This window comes from Corynebacterium sp. ACRPF (genome assembly GCF_022347395.1).
Lineage (GTDB): Bacteria > Actinomycetota > Actinomycetes > Mycobacteriales > Mycobacteriaceae > Corynebacterium > Corynebacterium tuberculostearicum_D.
In genome coordinates this window covers 1-22,924 of sequence record NZ_JAKRNB010000012.1, presented here as the reverse complement: position 1 = coordinate 22,924, position 22,924 = coordinate 1, and the positions used below count along the sequence as shown (strand labels likewise).

Here is a 22,924-nt window from a genome sequence, read left to right as displayed (position 1 = left end):
TCTGCGTTTTCTTTCTCGCACCATATACGCGGTTGTGCCAAAAGGCCGTTTTCAGGGGCACTATGTACCCCCACGGAACCGGTCTATACTGGCCTACTTAGAACGCCCAGTAGCTGTGAAAGCATTGTGGGGCACGATAGCACACCCAAGACGACGCCCGCGGAGGATTCATGGTCGACACCATCACTATGTGGATCGAAACCGTCATGTCCACAGAGTGGATCTACCCGTTGGTAGGCGCACTGATCTTTGGTGACTGCTTCTTCCCCGTACTGCCGTCTGAAATCCCGCTCAATATGGCCGGCGCTTGGTCCGGCTCGCAGGGCTTTCCGCACCTGCCCACCATGTTTTTCGTAGCGCTAATCGCCGCCATGATGGGAGATAATCTCTGCTTCCTATTAGGCACACGGTTCATGCCCCTGCTCAAGCGCGTGCCTAAGGGATCAAAGGCTTACGAGGGGCTGAACTGGGTCAAGCGCAATATGCGCCGCGGCGGTGGTGCGGCCATCATTATCGCGCGCTTCATCCCCTCCGCCCGGCTCTTCATGACTATCCTGCTGGGATCCATGCGGTTTCCCTGGCTGGTCTTCTTGTTCTTCGACACCATCGGCGTCGCCCTCTGGGCCGCCCAAGCGCTAGCCATCGGCTATCTCGGTGGCATGGCCTTTTCCGATTCGCCGGTGCTGGCGGTGGTAGTCAGCATTATCGCCGCCGTCGTCATCGGCGTCGGCCTGCAGAAACTGCAGAATAAGTTCACCGAGTGGTGGGATACCCGCCGCGGCTACGCCGAAACGCCGTAGCGGGAAGACCTGAGCGAGGCAACCGGCCGCCTAAACTACGGACACGGACTGGGCCTGCTCGCCCTTCGGACCGGAGCCTACCTCGAAGGTGACCTGCTGATTTTCTTCTAGGGTGCGAAATCCGCTGCCCTGGATCTCGGAGTAGTGGACGAAGATATCGCCTTCGCCGTCCGCGCGCTCGATGAAGCCGTAGCCCTTTTCAGAGTTAAACCACTTAACGGTTCCTTGTGCCATGGTGTGCAGTCCTTTTCTTGATTGGCGGTGCGGCGATTCCGCGCCGAGGGGTTCGGTAAATGCGTCCTTTAGCAGTACCTTAAAGTGTAAACACCGCACCAAGACATCATTGGCCTCATCTCAGTGTGACACGTTCCACGCCAAAGCGATAGGCCTAACCCACGAGGGGGTAAAAATTGACTCACCCGGAAACGGATAATCCCCTGGGAGAAGAGCTCCTCGAGTTCATCCAGTGCCGCCTCGATGAGTCCACTCTCACATTTCAGACCACCCTGCCGCCGCAGCGCGCGCAGTATGCCGAGTGGCCCGAATGGGTGCTGCCGCAGTTGCGGGAAAAGCTGGTAGAAGGGGGCGTCGGCAAGCTGTATAGCCACCAAGCGGAGCTGGCGCAGGCGGCCTGGGCCGGCGAGGATGCGGTGATTTCTACCGGTACGTCCTCGGGTAAGTCCCTGGGCTATCAGCTGCCCATTCTGAGCCGGCTAGCGCAGGAGCCGACCGCCTGCGCGCTGTATCTCACCCCCACCAAGGCGCTGGGATCTGACCAGCTGCAGGCGGTGCTCGAGCTGTGCCGGGGCATTCCGGCGCTCAAGGGCGTGGTGCCCTCGCCTTATGACGGCGATACGCCGCAGGAATCCCGCGCGGGCGTGCGCGATCATTCGCGGTTCATTTTCTCCAACCCGGATATGGTGCATATGTCGCTGCTGGCGGCGCACGCGCGGTGGGCGCGGCTGCTGCGGCACCTGGAGTTCATCGTCATCGATGAATGCCATTCCTACCGAGGCGTTTTTGGCGCGAACGTGGCGCTGGTGCTGCGGCGCCTGCTGCGCCTGTGCGCGCACTATGGCTCGCGGCCGACGGTAATTTATGCCTCGGCCACTATGAAGGACCCGGGCCGGCATGCGCAGCGCCTTACCGGCCGGCCCACCCGCGCGATTACGGAGGACACCGCGCCCACCGGCGCGCGCACCGTGGCGCTATGGGAGCCGGGCTTTATCGAGGGCGCCGAGGGCGAGCACGGGGCGCCGGTGCGCCGCGCCGCCACCACCGAGGCGGCCGAGATGATGGCCTCCTTCATCGCCGAGGGCGCGCGCACCATGACCTTTGTGCGTTCGCGCCGCTCGGCCGAGGTAGTAGCCATGCGCGCGGCCGAGGTGCTCTCCGGTAGCCTCGGCCGGCCCGATTTTGCCCAGCGCATCGCCGCCTACCGCGCCGGTTACCTGGCCGAGGACCGCCGCAAGTTGGAGCGCGCGCTTGACGACGCCTCCTTGCTCGGCGTCGCCACCACCTCCGCCCTCGAGCTGGGTATCGACGTCGGTGGGCTCGATGCTGTGGTCACGGCCGGCTTCCCGGGTACCGTCGCAAGCTTTTGGCAGCAGGCCGGGCGCGCCGGCCGCCGCGGGCAGGGCTCGCTCGTGGTGCTCATCGCCCGCGATGAGCCGATGGATACCTACTTAGTCCACCACCCCGAGGCCCTGCTGGGCCGGCCGGTGGAGGCCAGCGTCTTCAATCCGGCCAATCCGTATATCCTCTTCGGCCACGTCTATTGCGCCGCGGTGGAAAAGCCGCTGGATGATGCCACGATTGCCGCCTGGGGTGCTCAGGATGTGGTTCACCAGCTGGCCAAGTCTGGCCTGCTGCGCCGCCGCGAGCGCGGCTGGTTCGCCGTGCCCGTCCCTGCCCATTCGCCGGAAGAGCTTTCCCCAGAGACGGCCCATACCGCGGTGTCGCTGCGCGGCGGGGCGGGCGAGGAAGTCATGATCGTAGATTCCTCCGACGGCCGCCTGCTCGGCACCATCGACGCCGCCCGCGCTACCAGCCAGGTCCACCCCGGCGCGGTGTACCTGCACCAAGGCGAGAGTTTTGTCATCGAGGAGCTCATCCTCAGCGACTACCTGGCGCTGGCCCGGCCCGAGACCCCGGACTATTCCACGACTCCGCGCTCCACCACGGATATCCGCATCCTGCGCGAGGCCGATAACCTGGTCAATTACTCCCCAGGACTGTGGGTGGCGGACGTGGAGGTGGAGGTCACCGACCGCGTCACCGGCTACCAGGTGCGGCTTGCCGACGGCACCATTGGCGACGATATCCCCCTCGATCTCCCCGAACAGCGCCTGGTCACCCGGGCGGTGGCCTACACCATCGATCCAATGGCGCTTGCCGCGATGGGGGTTACCGCCTCCGATACTCCTGGCACGCTGCACGCGGCCGAGCACGCCGCGATCGGCCTGCTACCGCTAATCGCCACCTGCGACCGCTGGGACATCGGCGGCGTGTCCACCGCGCTGCACCCCGATACCCAGCTGCCCACCGTCTTTGTCTACGACGGCCACCCCGGCGGCGCCGGTTTTGCTGAGGAGGGCTTTCGCCGCTTCCCCGAATGGATCGAGGCTACCTTCGAGGCGGTGCGCTCTTGTCCGTGCGAAGCCGGTTGCCCATCGTGCGTCCAGTCGCCCAAGTGCGGAAACGGAAATAACCCGCTGAGCAAGGACGGCGCCATCAAGCTACTGGGTGCGCTGGTCACCATGACGCAGGGCTAGCCTCAACTTAAGCGGTTTTGCCTTTTTCTTCATTTACTCGCTGCGCCCGCGCGTATTCATAGTCGGCGCTGCGCTGCAATAGCTCCTCACGCCGATGAGGAAACCGCTCCAATATTATGCGCTGAATTTCCGCCGCTGCACGTGCGCGAGTGCGCCGCACTTCCGGATTTGGCTCGTAAAAAGGCGAGCCTTGCGGATGCCTCATGGAGCATCGCCTCTTTCTTCTTTCGGGGCAGATTTGTCGAGCTCACCCTCTTTAAACTCTTGGGCAAAATCCCACAGCGTGTTGATAAAAGGGGAATCTCCTTCAACGTCCGATAATAATCCCAGAATTGTGGGGAGAAAATACCATCCAGTAAGTCTTTCGGCGGTATTCCCGCCAAGCGATGAAGCCTGCTACGGCTGCCACCGCGGTGGGGATAAGGCGCACTACTGCTTCCTGCCAGGTCATACCGGCCCGGCCTTCGCTTGAGTGGACCGGCCACGGACCGTGGCGGTGACGATGACGTCGCGGCCGGACTCGGTGCAGGTTTCTAAGGCGGCGTCATTGAGCGCGGCGGTATCGCGCGCGGCGGTGCAAGCATCTTCACCCGTAGCGAGGGCCCAGGCGCCGGCAACCGCCGCGAGGTCGGCCGCCACCTGGGCCTCGTGTCGCGCGGCCACGCGCGAGCCCACTGCCGCCACGATAAGCAGCAGGCTCACGATGGCGACGATGATGCCGGCTGCGGCAATGGTGGCATAGCCTTCCTCGCCGCAGCGCCTCGGCCTACTCATTTCCGCCCACCTCGGCCGGAAATACCGCTTCGGAGCGCATGGTGCCGACGGGGGCATCGACGCTTACCGACGCCCTCACCAACCCACCGCTTTCTTCCACGCTAACCTGGGCATCCTCGCGCGGGGGATGGTATTCGACGCCGATGGCGTGCGAACGCGCGGCCGCGCCCGCCATGTCCACCGCGGCGATATAAGATGCCAGCGTGGCAATGGCACCCACGATTCCCGCCGCGACCAAGACCAGGGAGCTTAAAGCCAAGGCGGCCTCGATGGTCACGGAGCCATCGTCATCAAATACCCTGTGCATCATTCCTCCTTTCTGCCGGCAGGCTGGGCCCGCCGGCCACGGTTAGAGAGCGGCGCTAGCTCGGGGTATTCGAGAGGGCGTCGGTAATGATGCCCTCGATGGCATCGACCACCCCGCCGCCGTTGATGACCATGTAGAGCACCCCGGCAAGCGCGGCGGCCGCCAAAGATCCCATGGCATATTCGATGGTGCTCATCCCCTCGTCATTGCGGATGAGCTGGGAATACTTATTTAGTGCGTGCATGATTAGTGTCCTTTCATGTGAGGTTTAGAGAAGTTGTGCGCCCAAACTGATAACTACGGGCGCAAGTCCTAGAACGATGAATGCTGGCAGGAAGCACACCGCCAGCGGGAGGGCGATAAATACTCCTGCGCGCTCCGCCTGCGCCGTGGCATGAGCGGATGCTTCCGCGCGCAAAGAAGTACAGATTCGATGGCACCCGGCCGCGATGGTGGCGCCGGATTGGCCCGACATGATGACAAGCTGCGCTAAGTCCTCCAGCCCCGCATGGCCCTTCATGTGGCCCCACGCGGAGTGCGCGGGAACGCCCACGCCGAGCAGCGCGGCGACGGTCTCCCACAGTTCCTTAGTCTGGGCATCCGCGGTGCGGGCCACCGCGGTGGTGGCGCCATGTACGGAAAGCCCTGCGGCCAGGCACGCTGCGAAGAGCTCGACGTCGCCAGCTACTGCCAGTGGATCCAGCGGTGCGGCGGGCTTGAGCTTGCTTATCAGTCCCCCGCGTGCGGTCGGGCCATCGCGCGGGGTCTTGGCGGTGGTCTCGGTTGCGCTGGCAGGTGCCAGGCGGGCGGTGTGCGGCGGCAGGCCAATAAGGGCGGCGAGGGCGATAAAGATGAGCGGGGTCATGCGGCCGCCTTCCGGATGATGACGCGCGACCAGGCGAATCCGCCGCAGGCCAGCGCCACGCCCACCACGAGGAGAATGCCGCCTAATCCACCGCCTAAAAGGAATCCGAGCGAGTTAGCACCCATGGCCCCTCCCATGGCGATGCCGGCTATGGGCAGGCACGCGAGCACCGTGGCGGTGGCTTGGGGTCCTTGCAGGCTAGCGGCGGTGGATTGCTGGTGGCGTCGGGAAGCGTCGAGGCGGCTTTGGGCTTGGTCGAGCAACCTGGCCACCGCTATGCCGTGATAGGTGGAAAGCTCTAATAAGTGACCCAAGCGGTGAAACTCTGGCAGAGCCTTGCCGCCCTGCGGATCTATCAGCGCCATGTGCGGCGGCGCACCGCGCGCGGCGAGGGTGGCCGTGGATTCTAGTGCTGCGGATACCTCGCGCGGGGTGGTAGCTGGAAGGGACTCCACGCCGCGGGCGAGCGCGCCAGCCAGGGTCGCCCCCGCACGCAGGTCCGCGGTGACCACGCCCAGGTAGGCGGCCAGCCCCTCGCGGCCGCGCCGCTCCGCCCGCGCGGCCACTAAGTCTTTGACGTACCAAGACACGCACCACGCGATAATGGCGGCGGCGATGGCGATGCTAATGCGTCCCACCGAGTAGAAGACCAGGCTGCCGCAAAAGACTGCGCCTAAGATCACCACGGAGCTGGTCTGTGCCCGGCGCGTGGCTGAGGCCAAGCGGCCGGCACTCGAAGGCGCGGGTATAAGGAGCGCGGCGGCAAGGAAGAGGTAGCTAAGCATGGCTGGCCTCCCCGGCAGGCTCGCCCAGAAGCTGCGCGGAGAATTCCGCGAAGCCGTCTGCCGGGCCATCTTCGGCGCTCCAGATGATGCGCGGGGTCACTGGGTTTCCCTCGAGCACACCGATATGGGCGAGGCGGCGGCCCTGCGGGGTGCGCTCCATGGTCAGCACCATGTGCACAGCCGCCGCCAATTGCGAATGCAGCGCCGCGCGGTCCACGCCGCCGAGGGCGGCGAGCGCCTCCATGCGGGCTGGTACTTCAAAGAGGGAATTGGCGTGCAGCGTGCCGGCGCCGCCGTCGTGGCCGGTGTTGAGCGCGGCGAGGAGGTCCACCACCTCGCGGCCGCGGATCTCGCCCACCACGATGCGGTCCGGCCGCATGCGCAGCGCTTGGCGCAGCAGTTGTGACATCGTGACCTCGCCACTTCCCTCCGCGTTGGCCCGGCGCGAGACCACGCTGACGCAGTGCGGGTGGTGCGGGGAGAGCTCGGCGGTGTCCTCGATAACGAGGATGCGTTCGCGCTCGGAGACGGTTCCCAAAAGCGCGGAGAGCAGGGTGGTTTTGCCGGAACCGGTGCCGCCGATGACGAGGAAGGAAATCCGCTTGTCCACCACGGCGCGCAGCAGTGCCGCGATGTCGTCAGGCAGCGTGCCATTGTCTACCAGCTGGGGCAGGGTGGTCTGCGCTTGGCGCAATACGCGCAGGCTCAGGCAAGTCCCGGCAACCGCGGGCGGGCTCAGCAGTGCGTGGACGCGCAATACGACACCATCGGGGCGAGTGACGCGGCCATCGGCAAAGGGCTGCGCATCATCGAGGCGCGTGCCTGAAGCTGCCGCAAGCCGGCTGGCCAGCTGGCGGACCTCGGCATCATCGCGGAAGGTGATATCGGTGCGCTCAAGGCCTTCGCCGCGGTCCATGAATACCGCGTGTGGCCCGTTGACTACGACGTCTGTAACGCCCTCGCGCCCCAGCACCGCATCGAGCGGGCCCATGCCGGTGGCGTCTTGGCGCAGGCGGCGCAGCAGGTCGAGCACTGCAACGTCACTAATCACGCCGGCTTCTGCGCGAATGCGCCGGGCCAGAGCTGCCGCATCATGCACCAATTCGGGCTCGGCGGCAATGATGCGCTGCATCTTTTCCAGCGTTTCTTGTGCTGCTTTATGCTCGCTCATACGCCGACCTCCTCGAGGACCGCGCGGGCGGCCTTGCGCAAGGGTGCGGGGAGGCGCTGCGGCAGGCCGCCGATTTCCACCGCGCGGGTGAGGCCCCGGAGCGTCGGCAATTCTGCCAGCACCGTGCTGTGGACGATGCGTTCTACTTCGGCCGCGCTTAACGACGCCCACTGGCGTTGCCGCAGCACCACCACGCATCTGCGCCGCGCAGCATCGAGACGCACCAGAAGTTGCGCGGCCGACGCGGCCGATCGCACCTCCGCGGCCACCACGATGACCACGTGGGTACAGGCATCCGGGATAGTCTCCGGGGTGCAATCCACCACGCATACCCCTTCGCCCGCATGGGCCGCCCCTACCACCCGGGCAAGCAGGTCCATGTCCAAGCGGAAGGGATCCGCGACGGTGCTGCGCGCGGCCGAGAGCACCGCTACCCCATCAGGCGTGGATGGCAGCGCGCGGTAGAGATCGGCGGCATCGATGCTGCCATCGCCCACGGTAAGCTCCGGCCAACGCGCCCCCGGTTCCGCTTCTACGCCGAGCAGGAGGTCGAGGCCGCCGGAGTATGGGTGGGCGTCGATAAGCAATGCGCGACCGTCGGCTGCGCACTGGGTGCGGGCCAGCGCGGCCGCGAAGGTAGAAGCACCCACCCCACCGCTCGCGCCCACCACTGCGATGGTCGCACTGCCCGGCCGCGCTTCCTGCGGCGCGCCCGCCGCGGCAATGCTCGCCAGCAACTCCTTCACCTGGGCGGGGATGATAAAGGCGCTCTCCGCGTGGCAGGCGAGCGCCGCCTCGTAATCAATCGGTCCGGGGTCCGCGGCCAGGAAAAGCACCGGCGCAGGCGCGGTGTGGGTGCGCCGCGCTGCTGCCACCACGCGGGCCATAAGGGAATCAACCAGCACCGCATAGGCGCCGGGCAGGCTGCGAGGGATATCGCGGGGATCGGTTACGGTCAGCACATCGTGGCTGGTCGCAGCCGCGGCGTGAACGGCCTCGGCGCGCAGCGCTTCGTCACCAATGGCGACAACGATGACGGCGGAATCAGGGTGTAATGCGTTCATGCCTCATAGCCTGAAGCAGTCGCGCAACCGCAGCGAGGCTCTGGCAGCAGCGTTGTGGATAACCCGCCAGACGTCACCATGTGGACCTAGTTTGGTTGTCGTTTCAACCAAAAATCTGTGGATAACCGGCACCACACGTCGGTAGATATAGGTGACGGCCCGCGCATCGGGGGGGTGTGCGCGCGGGCCGTCAGTAACCCGGCCTCGGGGGGTGAGCCGGGGCAGGCCGCACAGTATATCGGGGCCTTGCACGCATTATTATGACATGTTCGCCACCCAATCACAACAGCTAACAGCAGATTTCCACGGCCACGGCGCTGACCTGCACCGAATGCATGTTCACTCAGCGCCACCCCCACGCGGGTTCCCAATCCCACATTTGTGACATACAAATCACCGTTAACGCCAGCCACTTCTACACCAGCAAGCGCTGAGGGCGGCTACACTCGGCAGCACATCATGCCTACTTCCCGCGATCCCCGTCATCCCCGCCGCGCCGCCACCACTCGCGCCGGCGGCGACCACGCACGCACCGCGGCGTTTTTCGATCTCGATAAGACCATCATCGCCACCTCCTCGGCCTATGCGTTTGGCCGCGAGTTCCTCCACAACGGGCTCATCTCGCCGGCCGAAGCACTGCAGCTCTCACTTGCTAAGGCCAGCTATATGTTTTCCGGCCTGACCAGCGAAGGCATGGATTCCACCCGCGACCAGCTCACCGCACTGGTCACCGGGTGGTCCGTGGACGAGGTGCGCGCCATCGCCCGCGACACCATGCATCACGTGGTCACACCCTCCATTTATGCCGAGGCCCGCGAACTCATCCGCGCCCACCGCGTTGCTGGCCACCACGTGGTCATCGTCTCTGCCTCCGCGGCCGTGCTGGTGGACATCATCGCAGAGGAACTCGGCGTCGAGCACGTCATCGCCACCGAATTGGCAGAAGAAAACGGCCGCTTTACCGGGGAGGTTCTCTTTTACTGCAAGGGTCCCACCAAAGCAGAGGCACTGGAGCGGACCGCAGCGGCAGAAAACCTCGACCTTAATGCCAGCTATGCCTACTCGGATTCCGCTACCGATATCCCGATGCTGGAAAAGGTAGGCCACCCCGTCGCCGTCAACCCGGACAAGCAGCTAAAGCGCCACGCCCTCGCCCACGAATGGGAGATCCGCTCCTTTAAGGACCCAGAGCCGCTCCTGCCTGCGCCGACCGCCAAGGAAGTTGGAATCGGCGCCTCCGTTCTGGCAGGTACCGCGGCAGTTATCGGCGCTGGCCTGTGGCTCGCCCAGCACCCGGGCCGCCCCGGCCCGCCCAAGCGGGGCCCACGGCGCGCCTCCTAGGCCGCGCGGGCAATCGCGTCGGCTTCTTTGCCGCCGGCGGTCCAGGCGGCGAGGTGGGTTAAGAGGGCGTCGGCAAGCGCGGTGCGGTAATTGCCCACCGCTGCGGCATACTCGGCGCGGTGGCGGGTGTAGTAGACCTCGGGCACGGCGAAACCGCGCGGGTCAAAGCCCGTATGCACCGCGGCGAGGCGGGAGGCAACGCGGGCGACGAGGCCACTGCGAGGGCCAAAGAACTCGCCGGCGGCAATCTCGGCATGGACCACACTCGGCAGCAAGAGATCGAAAGCGGGACCGCCACCCTGCGCGATGAGCCGGCCTAGCCCTTGCAAGCGCGCACTCTCGCCGGCCGGAATGCCAGTACCGCCCGCCGCTACATCAATGCGCGCCAGCACCTGCAGCGGTGCCCGGGCAAAGGAGCGCACCGTGGCATCTAAGAGTTCCGGGGCGGCCACGGAATAGGCGCTGACTGCGCTGGCCAGCGGACCTTTTTCCATATCTTCCGGTCCCGGATGTGGGGGGATGGCGTGGCCGTCCAGCGCCACGCTGGCGCGGGCGCCGCGCATGAGGGACTCCGCAGAGATAACCTCAAACTTGCGCAATCCTGCAGGTCGGCGGTGTGCGCGGGCGATGGCAGCGGCGGCCTTTTCTGCACTTTCTTTCACCCCCGGCAGGCGAAACAGTGGGGATAACGCGTCATTTTCTGACATATCCATTAGGATAGCCGTGGAAGTCCCTAAGTATGCGTGGCACCATGGGATAATAGTGATTCCATTATTATTGGGGACATTACAAGGTTTAGATAAACGCGAGGAGAATTAATCGTGAGCAACGATGGACTTTTTACCGACGGTACTGATCAATTTGCACCGAAGGTGAACTCTATCCCTTTGAGTGACGTGGATACGTCCTCGTCCGAGACCTCGGTAGGCCAGCTGGTCTCCAACGCCACCGAGCAGATGTCCCAGCTCGTGCGCTCCGAGGTGGAGCTAGCCAAGACCGAGCTGGCAGAGTCCGCTAAGAAGGGCGGCATCGGTGCAGGCCTCTTCGGCGGCGCAGGCACCATCGCACTGTATAGCTCCTTCTTCTTTTTCTTCTTCCTGGCCGAGCTTCTCGCCGTCTGGCTGGACCGCTGGGCAGCGTTCCTGATCGTCTTCCTGATCATGATCGTCCTCGCCGGCATCCTGGCCTTCATTGGCCTGAAGAATGTCAAGCAGGTCAAGGCCCCGCAGAAGACCATTGATTCCACCAAGGAGCTCAAGAACCTGGTTCCGGGCAAGGCGCAGAAGTCCCTGGACCGTAAGAACACCCACGGCCTCTACACCTAAACCGGCAGGCGCCACGCGTACGTGCACCCCTCTATCCGCCCTAGCTAGCCTGGGGCGGATTTTGTGTACTTCCTCCCCTTTTCTCTACCGTTTCTGCCCCAACTATAGAAAGGCGGCACCATGGCCTTCGCACCCCTGCCTCCCTCAACGGTGGAGCTGGATGGACCTTATGCGCATGAGTTCGTCCACACCCGCGGCATCCGCTTGCACGTAGCCACGGCGGGCGATAGCACGCAGCCCCTAGTGGTGCTTATCCACGGCGCTTTTGGCGGGTGGTTCGATTATCAGGACGTCATAGCGCCGCTTGCCCAACGCGGCTTCCACGTCGCGGCCGTGGATATGCGAGGTTTTGGCATGTCCGATAAGCCACCCATTGATCCGGGACAGGATATCCGTACCTTGGTGGGCGATATTAGCGGGCTGATCCAAGCCTTGGGCCACGACGACGCCTTTGTAGTAGGCGCCGATACCGGCGGCGCGGTGGCTTGGTGCCTGGCTGCTGAGCGCCCTGAGCGGGTGCGCGGCCTGGCCTCCATTTCCGCCGCCCACCCGGTAGATCTGCGCCGCGCGATTGCCGCCCGGCCGTGGGATTTTGGCTGGATTAACCTGCGCTCGCTGCTGTGCCGCCTGCCGCGCGTTACCCGCGCCCAAAACCTGCTGCTTAGCCCCCGCGCCTATCGCAAGGAGCTGGAGCTGGATACGGGGCCTTTGCTTGCCGACGCCGCCCTAGACCGCATCCTCGATCTCCGCCTGCGCGCCTCCCGCATCGGCAGCGTCCGCCGTGGAATCTTGTGGAACCACCGCATGCGCACCGCCGTGGTCCCCTTGACCTGGGTGGAACTGGCAGTAGAGCGTCCCGTTCTCTTCATCCACGCCCAACAGCGACTGTGGAACCCTGTGGTCCGCCGCGCCGCCTCGCGCGCCCGCCGCGGATTCACCGCCACGACCGTCCCCGGCGCGAAGAACCTTCCTCACCTGGAAGCACCGGCGGATTTCGTTTCCATGCTGGCGGCCTGGCTACAAGAACATAACTAGTGCGCCACGCACTCCCCGGTATCAACCGGGTGGGTAAGCTGCGTGATGTCTCCGATTTGGGCGTTGACCTCATCGGCGGTTAAGGCATAGCCCGTCTCGGAATCATCCACCGAGGCGCCGAAGACCACGCCGAGGACCTCGCCGGCCGTGTTGACCAGCGGCCCGCCGGAATTTCCTTGTTGGATCTTGCCGCGCACGGTGTAGGAATCGCGTTCCACGCGACCATGCGAGTAGATATCCGGGCCGGAAATGGTGATGCGATCGCGCACGCGCGCCATCTCGGCGTCGAAAGGCCCGGAGTGCGGGAAGCCCATGACCATGGCATCATCGCCCGTCTGGGCCGGGGCCTGGGCCCAGGGCAGTGGATCGATGCCCAGGTCGCGCGAGTGCAGCACCGCCACATCCACATCCGGGTTGTAGTAGACCACGGTCGCGTCCTTGAGGCCCACCTTGGTATCCAAGCGCACGGTCTGCGTGCCGGCCACGACGTGAGCATTGGTGATCACGTAGTCATCGGCCGCCACGAAGCCGGAACCCATGAGGCGGCGGGAGCACTCTTCGGCGTCGCCAAGCACGTGAATGATAGACGGCCGCATGCGCCGCACCATCTCCGGATCCTGCACGTCTGGGTCCGGCTCTTCTACTTCCTCGGTGCTAATCGAGTTTTGCCACGGCGAGACCAGCGGCGGCAGGCCGGACTCGTTGAGCATCGCCGCCACCCCATTGGGCAGCGACGCTACCTGCGCCGGTGCGGCCGAGTTGAGGTTGCCCAAGATGCGGGAATCGCGCAGGCCCTGGCCGGCCGCACCGCCTAAATTAGTGGCCACGGGGATAGAAATCAGCCATATAACCACCAAGGCGGCAAAGGCTTGAAAAACCGCACCCACGGCAGAATCGAGGCGCTGCGTCTTGCGCGCTTTCATGCGATCGCGCACGCTGCCGCCCAACGAGGACCCGATAAGCTGCCCGATGCCCACAAAAAGCACCAGGATTCCCACCAATAGCAGCAAGCGCAGCGAGGGCTGCTCCACCAAGCGCAGGGCGGCTGGGGCCACGGCAATGCCTAGCACTACCCCAGCGCCCACACCTATGGAGGCCAATACCGCCGCGAGGGCGCCATTGCGCCACCCGCTCAGGAGCGCTATGAGGACGGCGACCACAATCAGGCCGTCAACGAAGAGCGCAGGAGTCATGGCTATGGGTTCTTTCTATCTGGGGTTTAAGACGTATACGTACCGCGGCACCAGCGGTTAGGACATCTTCTCATTATTGCGGGAGTTTGTGAGGGAGTCACGCAGGTCCATGACTGAATTGTTATCCCATGGCACGCTCCATCCGGAATGCTGCAAAAGCGCCGAGAGCACGCCGGCGGTAAAGCCCCAAATGACGTAGCCATTGGCGTGAAATGCTGGTCCCTGCCATTTTCTAAAGCCCACCATGAAGCGGTTGCGCGGATCGACTAACTCCCGGATCGGTACGAGAAATACATCATCGGTCTCATCGGGGCTGGCGGGATAGACCTCCCCCGGCTGGGTCCAATGCGCCAAAATCGGGCTCACCGGATTGCCGGTGGCGCGAATATGCAGCTGCTCCCACTGCTCCAGCGGGGTTACGGAGTTGCGCTGCAGGTCCGTTTCCTCCCAGGCTTCCCGCAGCGCGGTATCCACCAGGGAAGTATCCGCGGGATCCCGGCGGCCGCCGGGAAAGGCAATCTGGCCCGAGTGCGAGCGCATGGACGGCGAGCGATGCGTGAGCAAGATGCTGGCCTCCTCCGCGCTCTCACCGCTCAGCAGCATGAGCACGGCCGCTTCCCGCTTGACCGGCACCTGCACATTGGTGCCATTGAGGGACGAAGCCTGGCGGTTGCCAATGAGCTCTTGCACTTGGCTGGGGTCTACCCCCAGCGCCGGCTTGAGCCATTCTGGCGTGCGCTCGGGAAGGAGTTGACTCATGCCGCAATCGCCTCCTCCACGGCCTTTTCAATCTCCGCTGCGGAGCTAAACGGCTGCGCAAATTGCTTGCGCACCTCGCCGTCCTTGAGCACCACGGTCACCGGCACCACGCCCGGCAGGCCCAGCTCACCGGCGAACTTATTATCCGAATCTTGGAAGCTCGGCAGCTCCACGCCCAGGTCATTCAAGAAGGCTGCACCACTTCCCGCGTTCTTATCCGCGTGCACGCCTACGACCTGCCAGTCCGGGTGCGCTTCCGCCACATCCTGCAGATAGGGAAGCTCCGCGCGGCACGGCTCGCACCACCACGCCCACACGTTAACCACGGCTACGCCCTCATCGGCCGGCTTTCCGGCGGCCGCACCGCCTAGGCACTCCAGCTCTACCCCAGCCACAGTGCCGGCCGGGCAGTCTGGGCGCTGCGGGACTTCCTGCGGGGAAGCCTCGCTTGGCGACGCCTCCTCGGATCCGTCCCCACCCCGCAACTGCAAGACCCCAGCTACCGCAATGACGGCAATGAGGATCGCGGCAATTACCGTGCCAAGGACGTAGTTCTTCATACCGTTAGCCTAGCGCCCACGAGCGGCTGGACACATATCCCGCAGAACGCATGCTTCGCATTCCGGCGTGCGCGCATGACATACTTGGCGCCCGTGAAAGATCACGCGGTGTGAAAACATCGTCCACTCTTCCTCCGGCACGAGCTGAGCGATGTCCCGCTCAATCTTGACCGGGGTCTTCTCCCCCGTCAGCCCGAGCCGCTGCATGAGGCGGCTAAAGTGCGTATCCACGGTCAGCCCAGGAATCCCGAAGGCATTTCCGAGCACCACCAGTGCGGTCTTGCGACCAACACCGGGCAAGCTGGTCAGTTCCTTGACCGTGCGCGGGACTTCGCCTTGAAAATCTGCCACCAGCTTCTCCCCGATGCCCAAAAGGTGACCCGCCTTGGCGCGCTGAAAGCCCAACGGCCGCAGGATGCTCTCCAAGTCCGAACGCTGCGCAGCCGCATAATCCGCCGCCTCGGGGTAGCGGGCAAAAAGTTCAGGGGTCACCGAATTCACGCGTTCATCCGTGCATTGTGCGGAAAGAACGGTGGCAATGAGCAGCTGCAGCGGGGAGTCATAATCCAAGGCACACCGTGCATCCGGATATTCCTGCGCCAAACGCCGATTTACTTCCGGTGCGCGTAGCTCCGGCGCGCTGGCCGCTGACAGTGCTGAATTCATGGGGTTCAGCTTAGTAGACTAGGAAAACATGATTTCACTCGTGATTCTGGTACCACTTGCCATCGCCCTTTTCGCCCTCCTGATGGAAAAGCTCGAGGCAGTCGTTTTCGCTGACTAGGCCGCAAAACTGCTGGCCTGAACCGTGCACTAGCACGAGTAGAGTTTCTATAGTGTGACAAAATTTCTGTGAAGTACCAAAAGTGACCAATTACACTGTAAGATGAAACGCGTTACACAGTGACCCCGCTTGTTCCGCATTGTCGAGTGCATGAAAGACCGCACCCAGATGTGGCACAGGCTCATCTATGGACTTTCGTAGTCGACATCCAAGGAGTAAAACGTGGAAGGCGTACAGGACATCCTCTCCCGCGCCGGAATCTTCCAAGGCGTTGATCCCGTTGCAGTGCAGCACCTTATCGAGCAGATGGAGACCGTGCGCTACCCGCGCGGAACCACCATCTTCGACGAAGGCGAGCCCGGTGACCGCTTGTACATCATCACCTCGGGCAAGATTAAGCTCGCCCGCCACGCCCCGGATGGCCGCGAAAACCTGCTGACGGTCATGGGCCCATCCGATATGTTTGGCGAGCTGTCCATCTTCGATCCGGGCCCGCGCACCTCCTCCGCCGTGTGTGTGACCGAGGTTCAGGCCGCCACCATGAACTCCGAGCTGCTCAAGAAGTGGGTTGGTGACCACCCCGAAATCGCTCAGCAGCTGCTGCGCGTGCTGGCACGCCGCCTGCGCCGCACCAACGCCAACTTGGCTGACCTCATCTTCACCGACGTTCCGGGCCGCGTGGCAAAGACCTTGCTGCAGCTGGCTAACCGTTTCGGTGTTCAGGAAGGCAGCGCCCTGCGCGTGAACCACGACCTCACCCAGGAAGAGATTGCCCAGCTGGTGGGCGCTTCCCGTGAGACCGTCAACAAGGCGCTGGCCACCTTCGCGCACCGCGGTTGGATCCGCCTCGAAGGCAAGTCCGTTCTCATCGTCGATACCGAGCACCTCGCCCGCCGCGCTCGCTAAGACCGCGCCAGTTCGCTACCCCGCTCCGGCGGGGTTTCGCTGGTTTTACCCCCTTTTAACCAGTTCCGCACCGCACTTGTGGCCACGGTACGCTCCACTCCGCACCGCCTGCAGGCCCCACCGCGGCCATACGTCGGCCCTGCGCTCCTCCTGCCTCAGCCCACAAACACAGTTAAGCCCCTCTCCCCACCAAAGAGGAAGAGGGGCGAACGGAGACAGGCTTATTTAGCCTCGCCGTCCAAGTACTTCAGCGCGGTGCGCGTGGACTGCTCCGCAGCGTGGCGCAGCACCGGGTCCACGTCGTCATACATCTCGTTGACCAGGGTATTCAAATCCACATCATCGCCTAGGCGGGAGCGGATCTCCTTAATCTGGTCAAGGCGGTAGTGGCGGCGGTCAATGTACTTGCGGGCCACCTGCGAGGTGTCATCCAAGTCGGGACCGTGTCCTGGGAACAGCGCAATATCCTTGCCGCGCTCTTCCAAGGTGTCGAGGGTGTGCAGGTAATCGGCCAAGTTACCGTCCGTCTCCGAAAGCAGAACGGTGTGGCGGCCGGCGATGGTGTCACCAGAGATAATGCCTTCGAGGCGGGAATTTCCTACCTCACCGCTCCACACAAAAAAGCAGGTGGAATCCGCGGTATGACCTGGGGTGTGCACGACCTCGAGACTTGGGGTAATGCCATCGAGGGAGATGTGCTCGCCGTCCTGAAGGGCCTCGGCACCATTGCAGTAGCTCGGATCGAAGGCGCGGATGGGGGCGCCGGTCATCTGCCGCAAGCGTTGTGCGCCCGAAGCGTGGTCATCGTGGCGGTGGGTAATCAAAATCAAAGCCACCTCACCTGCGTTGCGATGCACAACGTTGAGATGGCCTTCATCCTCGGGACCCGGATCCACGACGATCGCCCGAGAGTCTTCAGCGGCGCGAATAATCCACGTATTCGTACCCTCAAGGGCGGTGTAGCTGGGGTTATCACAAAGGACTACGCCAACGGACTGGCTGACGGGACGCAATTGACTATATGCGGGGTGCTCCATAGTTACTAGCCTATCCGATCAAGCAGCAATTTCTACGATTAGTTCGATCTCTACCGGGGCGTTTTTAGGCAACGCAGCCACGCCCACGGCGGAGCGGGCATGCGTTCCAGCATCCCCAAAGACCTCACCGATGAAATCGGAGGCACCATTGATAACTACCGGTTGGTCTCCATAGGCCGGATCGGAGGCCACAAACCCCACGATTCTTACCACGCGGGAGATATTGTCCAGGCCAACTTCGGCATCGATAGCGGCAAGCGCATTCAGCGCCGCGATGCGTGCCTGTTCCTGGGCTTGTTCCGTGGTGACTTCGGCGCCAACCTTGCCGGTGAGCGGCAGGGCGCCTTCTACGAGGGGAAGCTGGCCAGAGGTCCAGACCTGATCACCCACGCGCACGGCCGGCACATAGGAAGCTAACGGCTTGGCGACGCCCGGTAGCTCATACCCCAGCTCCCGCAAGCGAGCATGAAAGCCCATTTACTCTGCCACCTCGCGCTTGAAGTAGGCCACGACGTTTTCCGGGTTAGGACCCGGGGTGACGGTGACCAGTTCCCAGCCATCTTCACCCCAAGAATCGAGGATCTGCTTGGTGGCGTGGGTAAGAACAGGTGCGGTTGCGTATTCCCATTTAGTCATGGGCCCATTCTAACTATTAAATACGCCCCACGCCGTCTAAATTCTTAAATCCCGACGAGCTCGCCGCCTTGGGCCAAGTAGTGAGCCCAATCCGTGATGTGGGGGTTCTTGCGCAGCAGGGCTCGGCGCTGACGCTCGGTCAGCCCGCCCCAAACACCGAACTCGACGCGATTATCCAGGGCGTCAGCGCGGCATTCGGTTAGCACCGGGCAGTGGCGGCAAATGACGGCCGCCTTGCGCTGTTCCGCACCGCGAACGAAAAGAGCATCCGGGTCGCCCTTGCGGCATTTGGCCTGGGTGACCCACTCACCACGCTCGGGATTTCGGGCTGTATTAGACATTCCAGCAGTCTTCACACGAACGGTCATGGGTGAGTGTGCTCCTTCCCAGACGGAATACTATGTAACGCATCTAAGTCTATTCATCCAGGTAGAAGATTGTCTAACACGTCACACTTTAGGGGGTGCGAGTGATCTTCCACCTACCAAGGGCGACCACGTAGGGTATGGGGCGTGACTGTCATCAAATCTTTGGCCAAGATAGCCCTGTCTACGGTCTTGGTAGGCGCGCTCATCGCCCTGGCTCTTGCCCCCTTCGCGGGCATTTCCGGTGTAGCGATTGCCCGCACTAACGAAACCATGCAATCTGACCTGCAAGATCTGACTGCCGGCAATATCCCAGGCGTCACCACGATCAAAGACGCCAAGGGCAAGGACATGGCTTATGTCTTCAGCCAGCGCCGCCACCCGGTGGAGAGCAAGAAGATCTCTAAAGCCATGAAAAACGCCATCGTCTCCATTGAGGACGAGCGCTTTTATGATCACGAAGGCGTGGACTTCCAAGGCAATTTCCGCGCCCTGTGGACCAACCTGACGTCGGGCGGCGTCTCCCAGGGCGCTTCCACCATCGATCAGCAGTACGTCAAGAACTACCTCTTGCTGGTCTCTGCCACCACCGATGAAGAGCGCGCCGCGGCCACCGAACAATCCGTGGCCCGCAAGCTGCGCGAGATGCGCATGGCCACCAAGATGGATGCGGAATTGGATAAGGATGACATCCTCACCAACTACCTCAACCTAGTGTCTTTTGGTAACCATGCCTACGGCGTCGAGGCGGCGGCCCGCACTTACTTTGGCACCCATGCTTCCGAGCTCACGGTGCCGCAGGCAGCGATGCTGGCCGGCATGGTCCAATCCTCTGAGCGCCTCAATCCCTATACCAACGCGGCGGAAGTAACCGAGCGGCGCAACCTAGTCCTGCAATCCATGGCGGATAACGGCCATATCAAGCAACAGGAAGCGGATAAGTATAAGGGGGAGAAGCTGGGCGTCGGCAAGAAGCCTAAAACGCTAGCCAATGGCTGCATCGGCGCCGGCGACCGCGGTTTCTTCTGTGATTATGTGCTGAAATACCTGGATAAGAAGGGCATTAGCGAGGAGCAGCTGGCGCGCGGTGGCTACACCATCAAGACCACCCTGGACCCAACGGTGCAGGATAAGGCCCTCGAGTCCGTCCAAAGCCATACCAATCCGGATGCCCCGGGCGTGGCTGAAGTCATGAACGTCATCAAGCCCGGTAGATCGGACCGCAAGGTACTGGCCATGGTCTCCTCGCGCGACTATGGCCTAGACCTGGATAAAAATGAGACCATCCTGCCACAGCCCTATTCCTTGGTGGGCAACGGTGCAGGTTCCGTCTTCAAGGTCTTTACCGCCGCGGCCGCGCTCGAAGCGGGCTATGGCATCAAAAACACCGTGGATGTGCCCACCCGCTATGAGGCGGAGGGCCTGGGCCACGGCGGCGCTGCCGGCTGCCCGGCGAACCGCTACTGCGTGGAAAACGCTGGTGCCTATAAGGCCACGATGACGCTGCAGGAAGCGCTGGCGCACTCCCCCAATACGCCGTTTATCAAGCTCACGGAGCAGGTAGGCGTGGCACCCATCGTCGATATGGCCGTGCGTTTGGGCCTGCGCTCCTACGATGACAAGGGCAGCTTTGATAAAGAGACCTCGATTGCCCAGCACACCAAGGACGCCAACTCCGGCTCCTTCACCTTGGGCCCGGACCAGGTCAACCCGCTGGAGCTTTCCAATGTCGGCGCCACGCTGGCCGCGGATGGCAGGTGGTGCGAGCCCAACCCCATCTCCCAGGTCACGGATAAGGAAGGCAACGAGGTCTATCTCAAGGAAACCCCGTGTGAGCAGGCCGTTGATAAGGGTGTTGCCCGTGCGATGAGCAACGCCCTGTCCGAGGACGCCAAGCAAGGCACGGCCAAGAATGCCGCCCAGGCGGCCGGTTACTCCAGCCCTATCGCGGCCAAGACCGGTACCACCGAGTCCAACCAGTCCTCCGCATTTTTGGGATTCAACGAGGGCATTTCCGCCGCGCCGTATATCTATAACGATGGCACCTCCACCGTCCCGCTGTGTACCGGCCCGGTGCGCCAGTGCGCGGGTTGGGGCAACCTCTACGGCGGCTTGGAGCCGGCGCAGACCTTCTTCAGCATGGCTACGCAGCTGCCGATAGCCACCAAGGCCGGGCTGCCGAATTACAACAAGAAGTACGACAACGGCACCACGGCCGATAAGACCCTTGATAGCCTGCGCGGCAAGTCCGAGGCCGAGGCCCGCCAGACCTTGGAGTCCAAGGGCTACGTGGTCAAGACCTCCCGGGTTATCGGCGGCAATGTTCCTTATGGCCGCGTGGTTCGCGCGATTACCGGCAAGGACGGCAAGAAGAAGGGCGCGGAGATTACGCTGCAGCTTTCCGACGGCGCCGGGGCCTCCCAATCCCCTTCCTCCGGCGTGGCCGACGCCGACTCCACCGGCGCACAAAATAGCACCGGCGGCGGTAATGCCGACGGTGCTACGAGCCCGGGCCGCTCGACTGGCGACACAGGCGGCAGAACGGGTAACGGTGGTGGCGGTACCGATACCGGCGGCGGGTTCTCGCCGGAAGACTTTGGCATCCGCCAAGAGGACATCGATAGCTTTGCTAACGATGTCCGCAGCCTCCTTGGCCGCTAAGCCTCGCCCGTTGCGGTCTCGTCCGCTTTAGCTCAGCTGGGACTTGACCTCAGCGGACAGGCGCTTGCCATCTGCCTGGCCGGCGGCCTTGGCATTGGCCACCTTCATTACTGCACCCATCTGCTTCATGGTGGGTGCTTCGCCGTTTTCGGCCTCTACCTCCGCGATAGAGTCCTTCACTAGGGCCTTAAGCTCGGACTCGTCCAGCTGGCGGGGTTGGTAGGCCTCGAAGAAGGGGACGTCGGCAAGCTCGGCTTCCGCCAGCTCCGGACGGCCGTTTTCCTCATAGACCTCGGCGGACTCGCGGCGCTTTTTAATCTCGCGCGCAATCACCTTGAGGATATCGGCGTCCTCCAGCTCATGCCGGGAGCCATTGGTCTCCTCGGCCTGGATGGCGGCCAGCAAGGCGCGGATGGCGCTGGTGCGCTGCTTCTCCTTGGCCTTCATTGCGGTTTTCAGATCTGCACGGATGGTTTGCTTTAGCTCGCTCATGCCTATCAATGTACGCCAGGTAGTGTGGTAGCCGTGAAACTTTTACGTATTCTTGGCGGCCTCACCGCTGCCGGCCTGGGCGCCGCGGCATGGGGCTATAGCGAACTGACCAAATTCGAGCTCAAGGAATATACGCTCCCCCTCCTGCCCAAGGGCACGCTGCGCGGTAAGTCGGAATTTCGGCTGCTGCATCTGTCCGATCTGCATATGATCCCCGGCCAGGAGACCAAGATTGCCTGGGTTTCTGCCCTCGACGCCCTAGAGCCGGACCTCGTGGTCAACACTGGCGATAATCTCTCCGACCAGCAGGCCGTTCCCGATACGTTGCGCGCTCTCGGTCCTTTGCTGGCTCGCCCCGGCCTCTTCGTCTTCGGCACCAATGATTACTGGGCACCGCAGCCGGTCAATCCCTTCAAGTACCTGCTGGGCAAAAAGCGCGAGCCCTCCTATGTGGACTTGCCGTGGCGCGGTATGCGCGCCGCCTTCTTGGAGCACGGCTGGCGCGATGCCAACCAGGCCCGCCATGAATTCAAGGTGGGCAATGTCCGCCTTGCCGTCGCCGGCGTGGACGATCCCCACCATGATCTAGATGACTACTCCGAAATCGCCGGCCCGCCCAACGAGGACGCCGACTTGTCCCTGGCGCTCCTCCATGCCCCCGAGCCCCGCGTGCTGGAAAAGTTCGCGGCCGACGGCTACCAACTCTCGCTGTCTGGACACACTCACGGCGGCCAAATCTGCCTGCCCGGCTCCCGCGCACTGGTAACCAATTGCGGCATCGACCGCGACCGCGTGCAGGGCCTCCATGACTTCGGCCCGATGAAGATGCATGTTTCCAATGGTCTGGGCACCTCCAAATTCGCCCCGGTACGCCTTTTCTGCCGCCCTTCCGCCACTCTGCTGAAAATCACCGAGGTGGACTAAACCCAGCCACCTGCCGTTTTGTTGATTGCGCTCAGCTTGCGTTAAAGTATCCAGGTACCGCTTTTCAAGGCGGAACGCCGGGATATGGCGCAGGTTGGTAGCGCGCTTCGTTCGGGACGAAGAGGTCGCAGGTTCAAATCCTGTTATCCCGACCAACAGCCCGCAGCTTTGCTGCGGGCCTTTTTCGTTGCAACGACCCTCTGAACTCAAGAGCGACACGCTCAAAAAGAAATCCCCCGGCTAGGTGAACTGCTCCCCATTAGTTGGACTGAGAAATCAGTTTCCGATTAGTGGGGAGTAGTTTTCATTGAGAGCTCGAAGTTTGGTGAGTGAGCATCAGCGGGAGCAGTTGGTTGAACTATTTGA

Annotated in this window: 27 protein-coding genes and 1 tRNA gene; 9 read left to right on the top strand and 19 right to left on the bottom strand. The window is 63.1% G+C overall.

Annotation, left to right across the window (positions count from 1 at the left end):
- The first annotated feature begins 170 nt into the window (after window positions 1–170).
- Entirely contained in the window at window positions 171–800 is a 630-nt protein-coding gene (locus tag MHX61_RS07010) for a DedA family protein (protein ID WP_239193769.1), read from the top strand.
- Between the two features lie 30 nt (window positions 801–830).
- On the opposite strand, the gene MHX61_RS07005 is transcribed toward MHX61_RS07010, so the two are convergent.
- Entirely contained in the window at window positions 831–1,034 is a 204-nt protein-coding gene (locus MHX61_RS07005; RefSeq protein ID WP_204610420.1) for a cold-shock protein, read from the bottom strand.
- 176 nt (window positions 1,035–1,210) lie between these two features.
- Here MHX61_RS07005 and MHX61_RS07000 point away from each other — a divergent pair, with 176 nt between their 5' ends.
- The gene (locus MHX61_RS07000) at window positions 1,211–3,574 is read left to right on the top strand and encodes a DEAD/DEAH box helicase (protein WP_239193767.1); all 2,364 of its coding nucleotides are present in this window, start codon (window positions 1,211–1,213) and stop codon (window positions 3,572–3,574) included.
- A 7-nt stretch (window positions 3,575–3,581) separates the two neighbouring features.
- Here MHX61_RS07000 and MHX61_RS06995 read toward each other — a convergent pair whose 3' ends face one another.
- From MHX61_RS06995 to ssd, 8 genes are all read right to left on the bottom strand, one after another.
- Entirely contained in the window at window positions 3,582–3,779 is a 198-nt protein-coding gene (locus MHX61_RS06995; RefSeq protein WP_239193765.1) for a hypothetical protein, read from the bottom strand.
- A gap of 242 nt (window positions 3,780–4,021) precedes the next feature.
- The gene (locus tag MHX61_RS06990) at window positions 4,022–4,348 is read right to left on the bottom strand and encodes an Rv3654c family TadE-like protein (RefSeq protein ID WP_239193763.1); all 327 of its coding nucleotides are present in this window, start codon (window positions 4,346–4,348) and stop codon (window positions 4,022–4,024) included.
- The gene (locus MHX61_RS06985) at window positions 4,341–4,655 is read right to left on the bottom strand and encodes a hypothetical protein (RefSeq protein ID WP_005323101.1); all 315 of its coding nucleotides are present in this window, start codon (window positions 4,653–4,655) and stop codon (window positions 4,341–4,343) included. Before MHX61_RS06985 ends, MHX61_RS06990 begins: the two co-directional genes overlap by 8 nt.
- Before the next feature lie 55 nt (window positions 4,656–4,710).
- Window positions 4,711–4,899 (bottom strand): DUF4244 domain-containing protein, encoded by a 189-nt coding sequence (locus MHX61_RS06980; RefSeq protein ID WP_005327144.1) that lies wholly within the window; start codon window positions 4,897–4,899, stop codon window positions 4,711–4,713.
- A gap of 24 nt (window positions 4,900–4,923) precedes the next feature.
- On the bottom strand, window positions 4,924–5,520 hold the full coding sequence (locus MHX61_RS06975; RefSeq protein WP_204610422.1) for a type II secretion system F family protein: 597 nt from the start codon (window positions 5,518–5,520) through the stop codon (window positions 4,924–4,926).
- On the bottom strand, window positions 5,517–6,305 hold the full coding sequence (locus tag MHX61_RS06970; protein ID WP_239193761.1) for a type II secretion system F family protein: 789 nt from the start codon (window positions 6,303–6,305) through the stop codon (window positions 5,517–5,519). The genes MHX61_RS06975 and MHX61_RS06970 overlap by 4 nt, the downstream gene beginning before the upstream one ends.
- Window positions 6,298–7,476, bottom strand: a complete 1,179-nt coding sequence (locus MHX61_RS06965) for a TadA family conjugal transfer-associated ATPase (protein ID WP_239193759.1) — start codon at window positions 7,474–7,476, stop codon at window positions 6,298–6,300. The genes MHX61_RS06970 and MHX61_RS06965 overlap by 8 nt, the downstream gene beginning before the upstream one ends.
- Window positions 7,473–8,540, bottom strand: coding sequence for a septum site-determining protein Ssd (gene ssd / locus MHX61_RS06960; protein ID WP_239193757.1), 1,068 nt, complete (start codon window positions 8,538–8,540; stop codon window positions 7,473–7,475). The genes MHX61_RS06965 and ssd overlap by 4 nt, the downstream gene beginning before the upstream one ends.
- Window positions 8,541–8,999: 459 nt before the next feature.
- On the opposite strand from ssd, the gene MHX61_RS06955 reads away from it, so the two are divergent.
- Window positions 9,000–9,881 carry an HAD family phosphatase gene (locus tag MHX61_RS06955; protein ID WP_239193755.1) on the top strand — a complete coding sequence of 294 codons (882 nt, stop codon included), beginning with the start codon at window positions 9,000–9,002 and terminating at the stop codon, window positions 9,879–9,881.
- On the opposite strand, the gene MHX61_RS06950 is transcribed toward MHX61_RS06955, so the two are convergent.
- A complete protein-coding gene (locus MHX61_RS06950; RefSeq protein WP_239193753.1) occupies window positions 9,878–10,594 on the bottom strand; it encodes an oxidoreductase in 717 nt (238 codons plus the stop codon). The two genes, MHX61_RS06955 and MHX61_RS06950, sit on opposite strands and share 4 nt — an antisense overlap.
- A gap of 108 nt (window positions 10,595–10,702) precedes the next feature.
- Between MHX61_RS06950 and MHX61_RS06945 the strand changes: the two genes are divergently transcribed.
- Together MHX61_RS06945 and MHX61_RS06940 are read left to right on the top strand one after the other, a co-directional pair.
- Window positions 10,703–11,206, top strand: a complete 504-nt coding sequence (locus tag MHX61_RS06945) for a phage holin family protein (RefSeq protein WP_370658409.1) — start codon at window positions 10,703–10,705, stop codon at window positions 11,204–11,206.
- Window positions 11,207–11,326: 120 nt separating this feature from the next.
- A complete protein-coding gene (locus MHX61_RS06940; RefSeq protein ID WP_239193751.1) occupies window positions 11,327–12,241 on the top strand; it encodes an alpha/beta fold hydrolase in 915 nt (304 codons plus the stop codon).
- Here the strand turns inward: MHX61_RS06940 and MHX61_RS06935 are convergent.
- From MHX61_RS06935 to nth, 4 genes are read right to left on the bottom strand one after another with little or no spacing between them, the layout of a single operon-like run.
- Window positions 12,238–13,434 (bottom strand): MarP family serine protease, encoded by a 1,197-nt coding sequence (locus MHX61_RS06935; RefSeq protein ID WP_239193749.1) that lies wholly within the window; start codon window positions 13,432–13,434, stop codon window positions 12,238–12,240. The genes MHX61_RS06940 and MHX61_RS06935 overlap by 4 nt on opposite strands.
- 57 nt (window positions 13,435–13,491) lie before the next feature.
- Window positions 13,492–14,193, bottom strand: coding sequence for a CoA pyrophosphatase (locus tag MHX61_RS06930; RefSeq protein WP_239193747.1), 702 nt, complete (start codon window positions 14,191–14,193; stop codon window positions 13,492–13,494).
- A complete protein-coding gene (locus MHX61_RS06925; RefSeq protein WP_239193745.1) occupies window positions 14,190–14,753 on the bottom strand; it encodes a TlpA disulfide reductase family protein in 564 nt (187 codons plus the stop codon). The genes MHX61_RS06930 and MHX61_RS06925 overlap by 4 nt, the downstream gene beginning before the upstream one ends.
- Before the next feature lie 9 nt (window positions 14,754–14,762).
- Window positions 14,763–15,419 carry an endonuclease III gene (nth, locus tag MHX61_RS06920; RefSeq protein WP_239193743.1) on the bottom strand — a complete coding sequence of 219 codons (657 nt, stop codon included), beginning with the start codon at window positions 15,417–15,419 and terminating at the stop codon, window positions 14,763–14,765.
- Window positions 15,420–15,759: 340 nt separating this feature from the next.
- On the opposite strand from nth, the gene glxR reads away from it, so the two are divergent.
- Window positions 15,760–16,443, top strand: coding sequence for a CRP-like cAMP-activated global transcriptional regulator GlxR (gene glxR / locus MHX61_RS06915; RefSeq protein WP_005323128.1), 684 nt, complete (start codon window positions 15,760–15,762; stop codon window positions 16,441–16,443).
- A 221-nt stretch (window positions 16,444–16,664) separates the two neighbouring features.
- On the opposite strand, the gene MHX61_RS06910 is transcribed toward glxR, so the two are convergent.
- From MHX61_RS06910 to MHX61_RS06895, 4 genes are read right to left on the bottom strand one after another with little or no spacing between them, the layout of a single operon-like run.
- Window positions 16,665–17,480: an MBL fold metallo-hydrolase gene (locus MHX61_RS06910; RefSeq protein ID WP_239193741.1), complete on the bottom strand. Its 816-nt coding sequence runs from the start codon at window positions 17,478–17,480 to the stop codon at window positions 16,665–16,667.
- 18 nt (window positions 17,481–17,498) lie between these two features.
- A complete protein-coding gene (locus tag MHX61_RS06905; RefSeq protein WP_239193739.1) occupies window positions 17,499–17,957 on the bottom strand; it encodes a RidA family protein in 459 nt (152 codons plus the stop codon).
- Window positions 17,958–18,116 carry a DUF4177 domain-containing protein gene (locus MHX61_RS06900; protein WP_005323131.1) on the bottom strand — a complete coding sequence of 53 codons (159 nt, stop codon included), beginning with the start codon at window positions 18,114–18,116 and terminating at the stop codon, window positions 17,958–17,960. It abuts the gene before it with no gap.
- Between the two features lie 44 nt (window positions 18,117–18,160).
- Entirely contained in the window at window positions 18,161–18,484 is a 324-nt protein-coding gene (locus MHX61_RS06895) for a WhiB family transcriptional regulator (RefSeq protein ID WP_005323132.1), read from the bottom strand.
- Between the two features lie 144 nt (window positions 18,485–18,628).
- Here MHX61_RS06895 and MHX61_RS06890 point away from each other — a divergent pair, with 144 nt between their 5' ends.
- A complete protein-coding gene (locus MHX61_RS06890; protein ID WP_239193737.1) occupies window positions 18,629–21,142 on the top strand; it encodes a transglycosylase domain-containing protein in 2,514 nt (837 codons plus the stop codon).
- A 27-nt stretch (window positions 21,143–21,169) separates the two neighbouring features.
- Here the strand turns inward: MHX61_RS06890 and MHX61_RS06885 are convergent, their stop codons facing one another.
- Window positions 21,170–21,634: a GatB/YqeY domain-containing protein gene (locus MHX61_RS06885; RefSeq protein ID WP_204610441.1), complete on the bottom strand. Its 465-nt coding sequence runs from the start codon at window positions 21,632–21,634 to the stop codon at window positions 21,170–21,172.
- A 33-nt stretch (window positions 21,635–21,667) separates the two neighbouring features.
- On the opposite strand from MHX61_RS06885, the gene MHX61_RS06880 reads away from it, so the two are divergent.
- Together MHX61_RS06880 and MHX61_RS06875 are read left to right on the top strand one after the other, a co-directional pair.
- Entirely contained in the window at window positions 21,668–22,558 is an 891-nt protein-coding gene (locus MHX61_RS06880; RefSeq protein ID WP_204610443.1) for a metallophosphoesterase, read from the top strand.
- A gap of 78 nt (window positions 22,559–22,636) precedes the next feature.
- A tRNA-Pro gene (locus MHX61_RS06875) sits at window positions 22,637–22,713 on the top strand.
- Window positions 22,714–22,924: the final 211 nt, after the last annotated feature.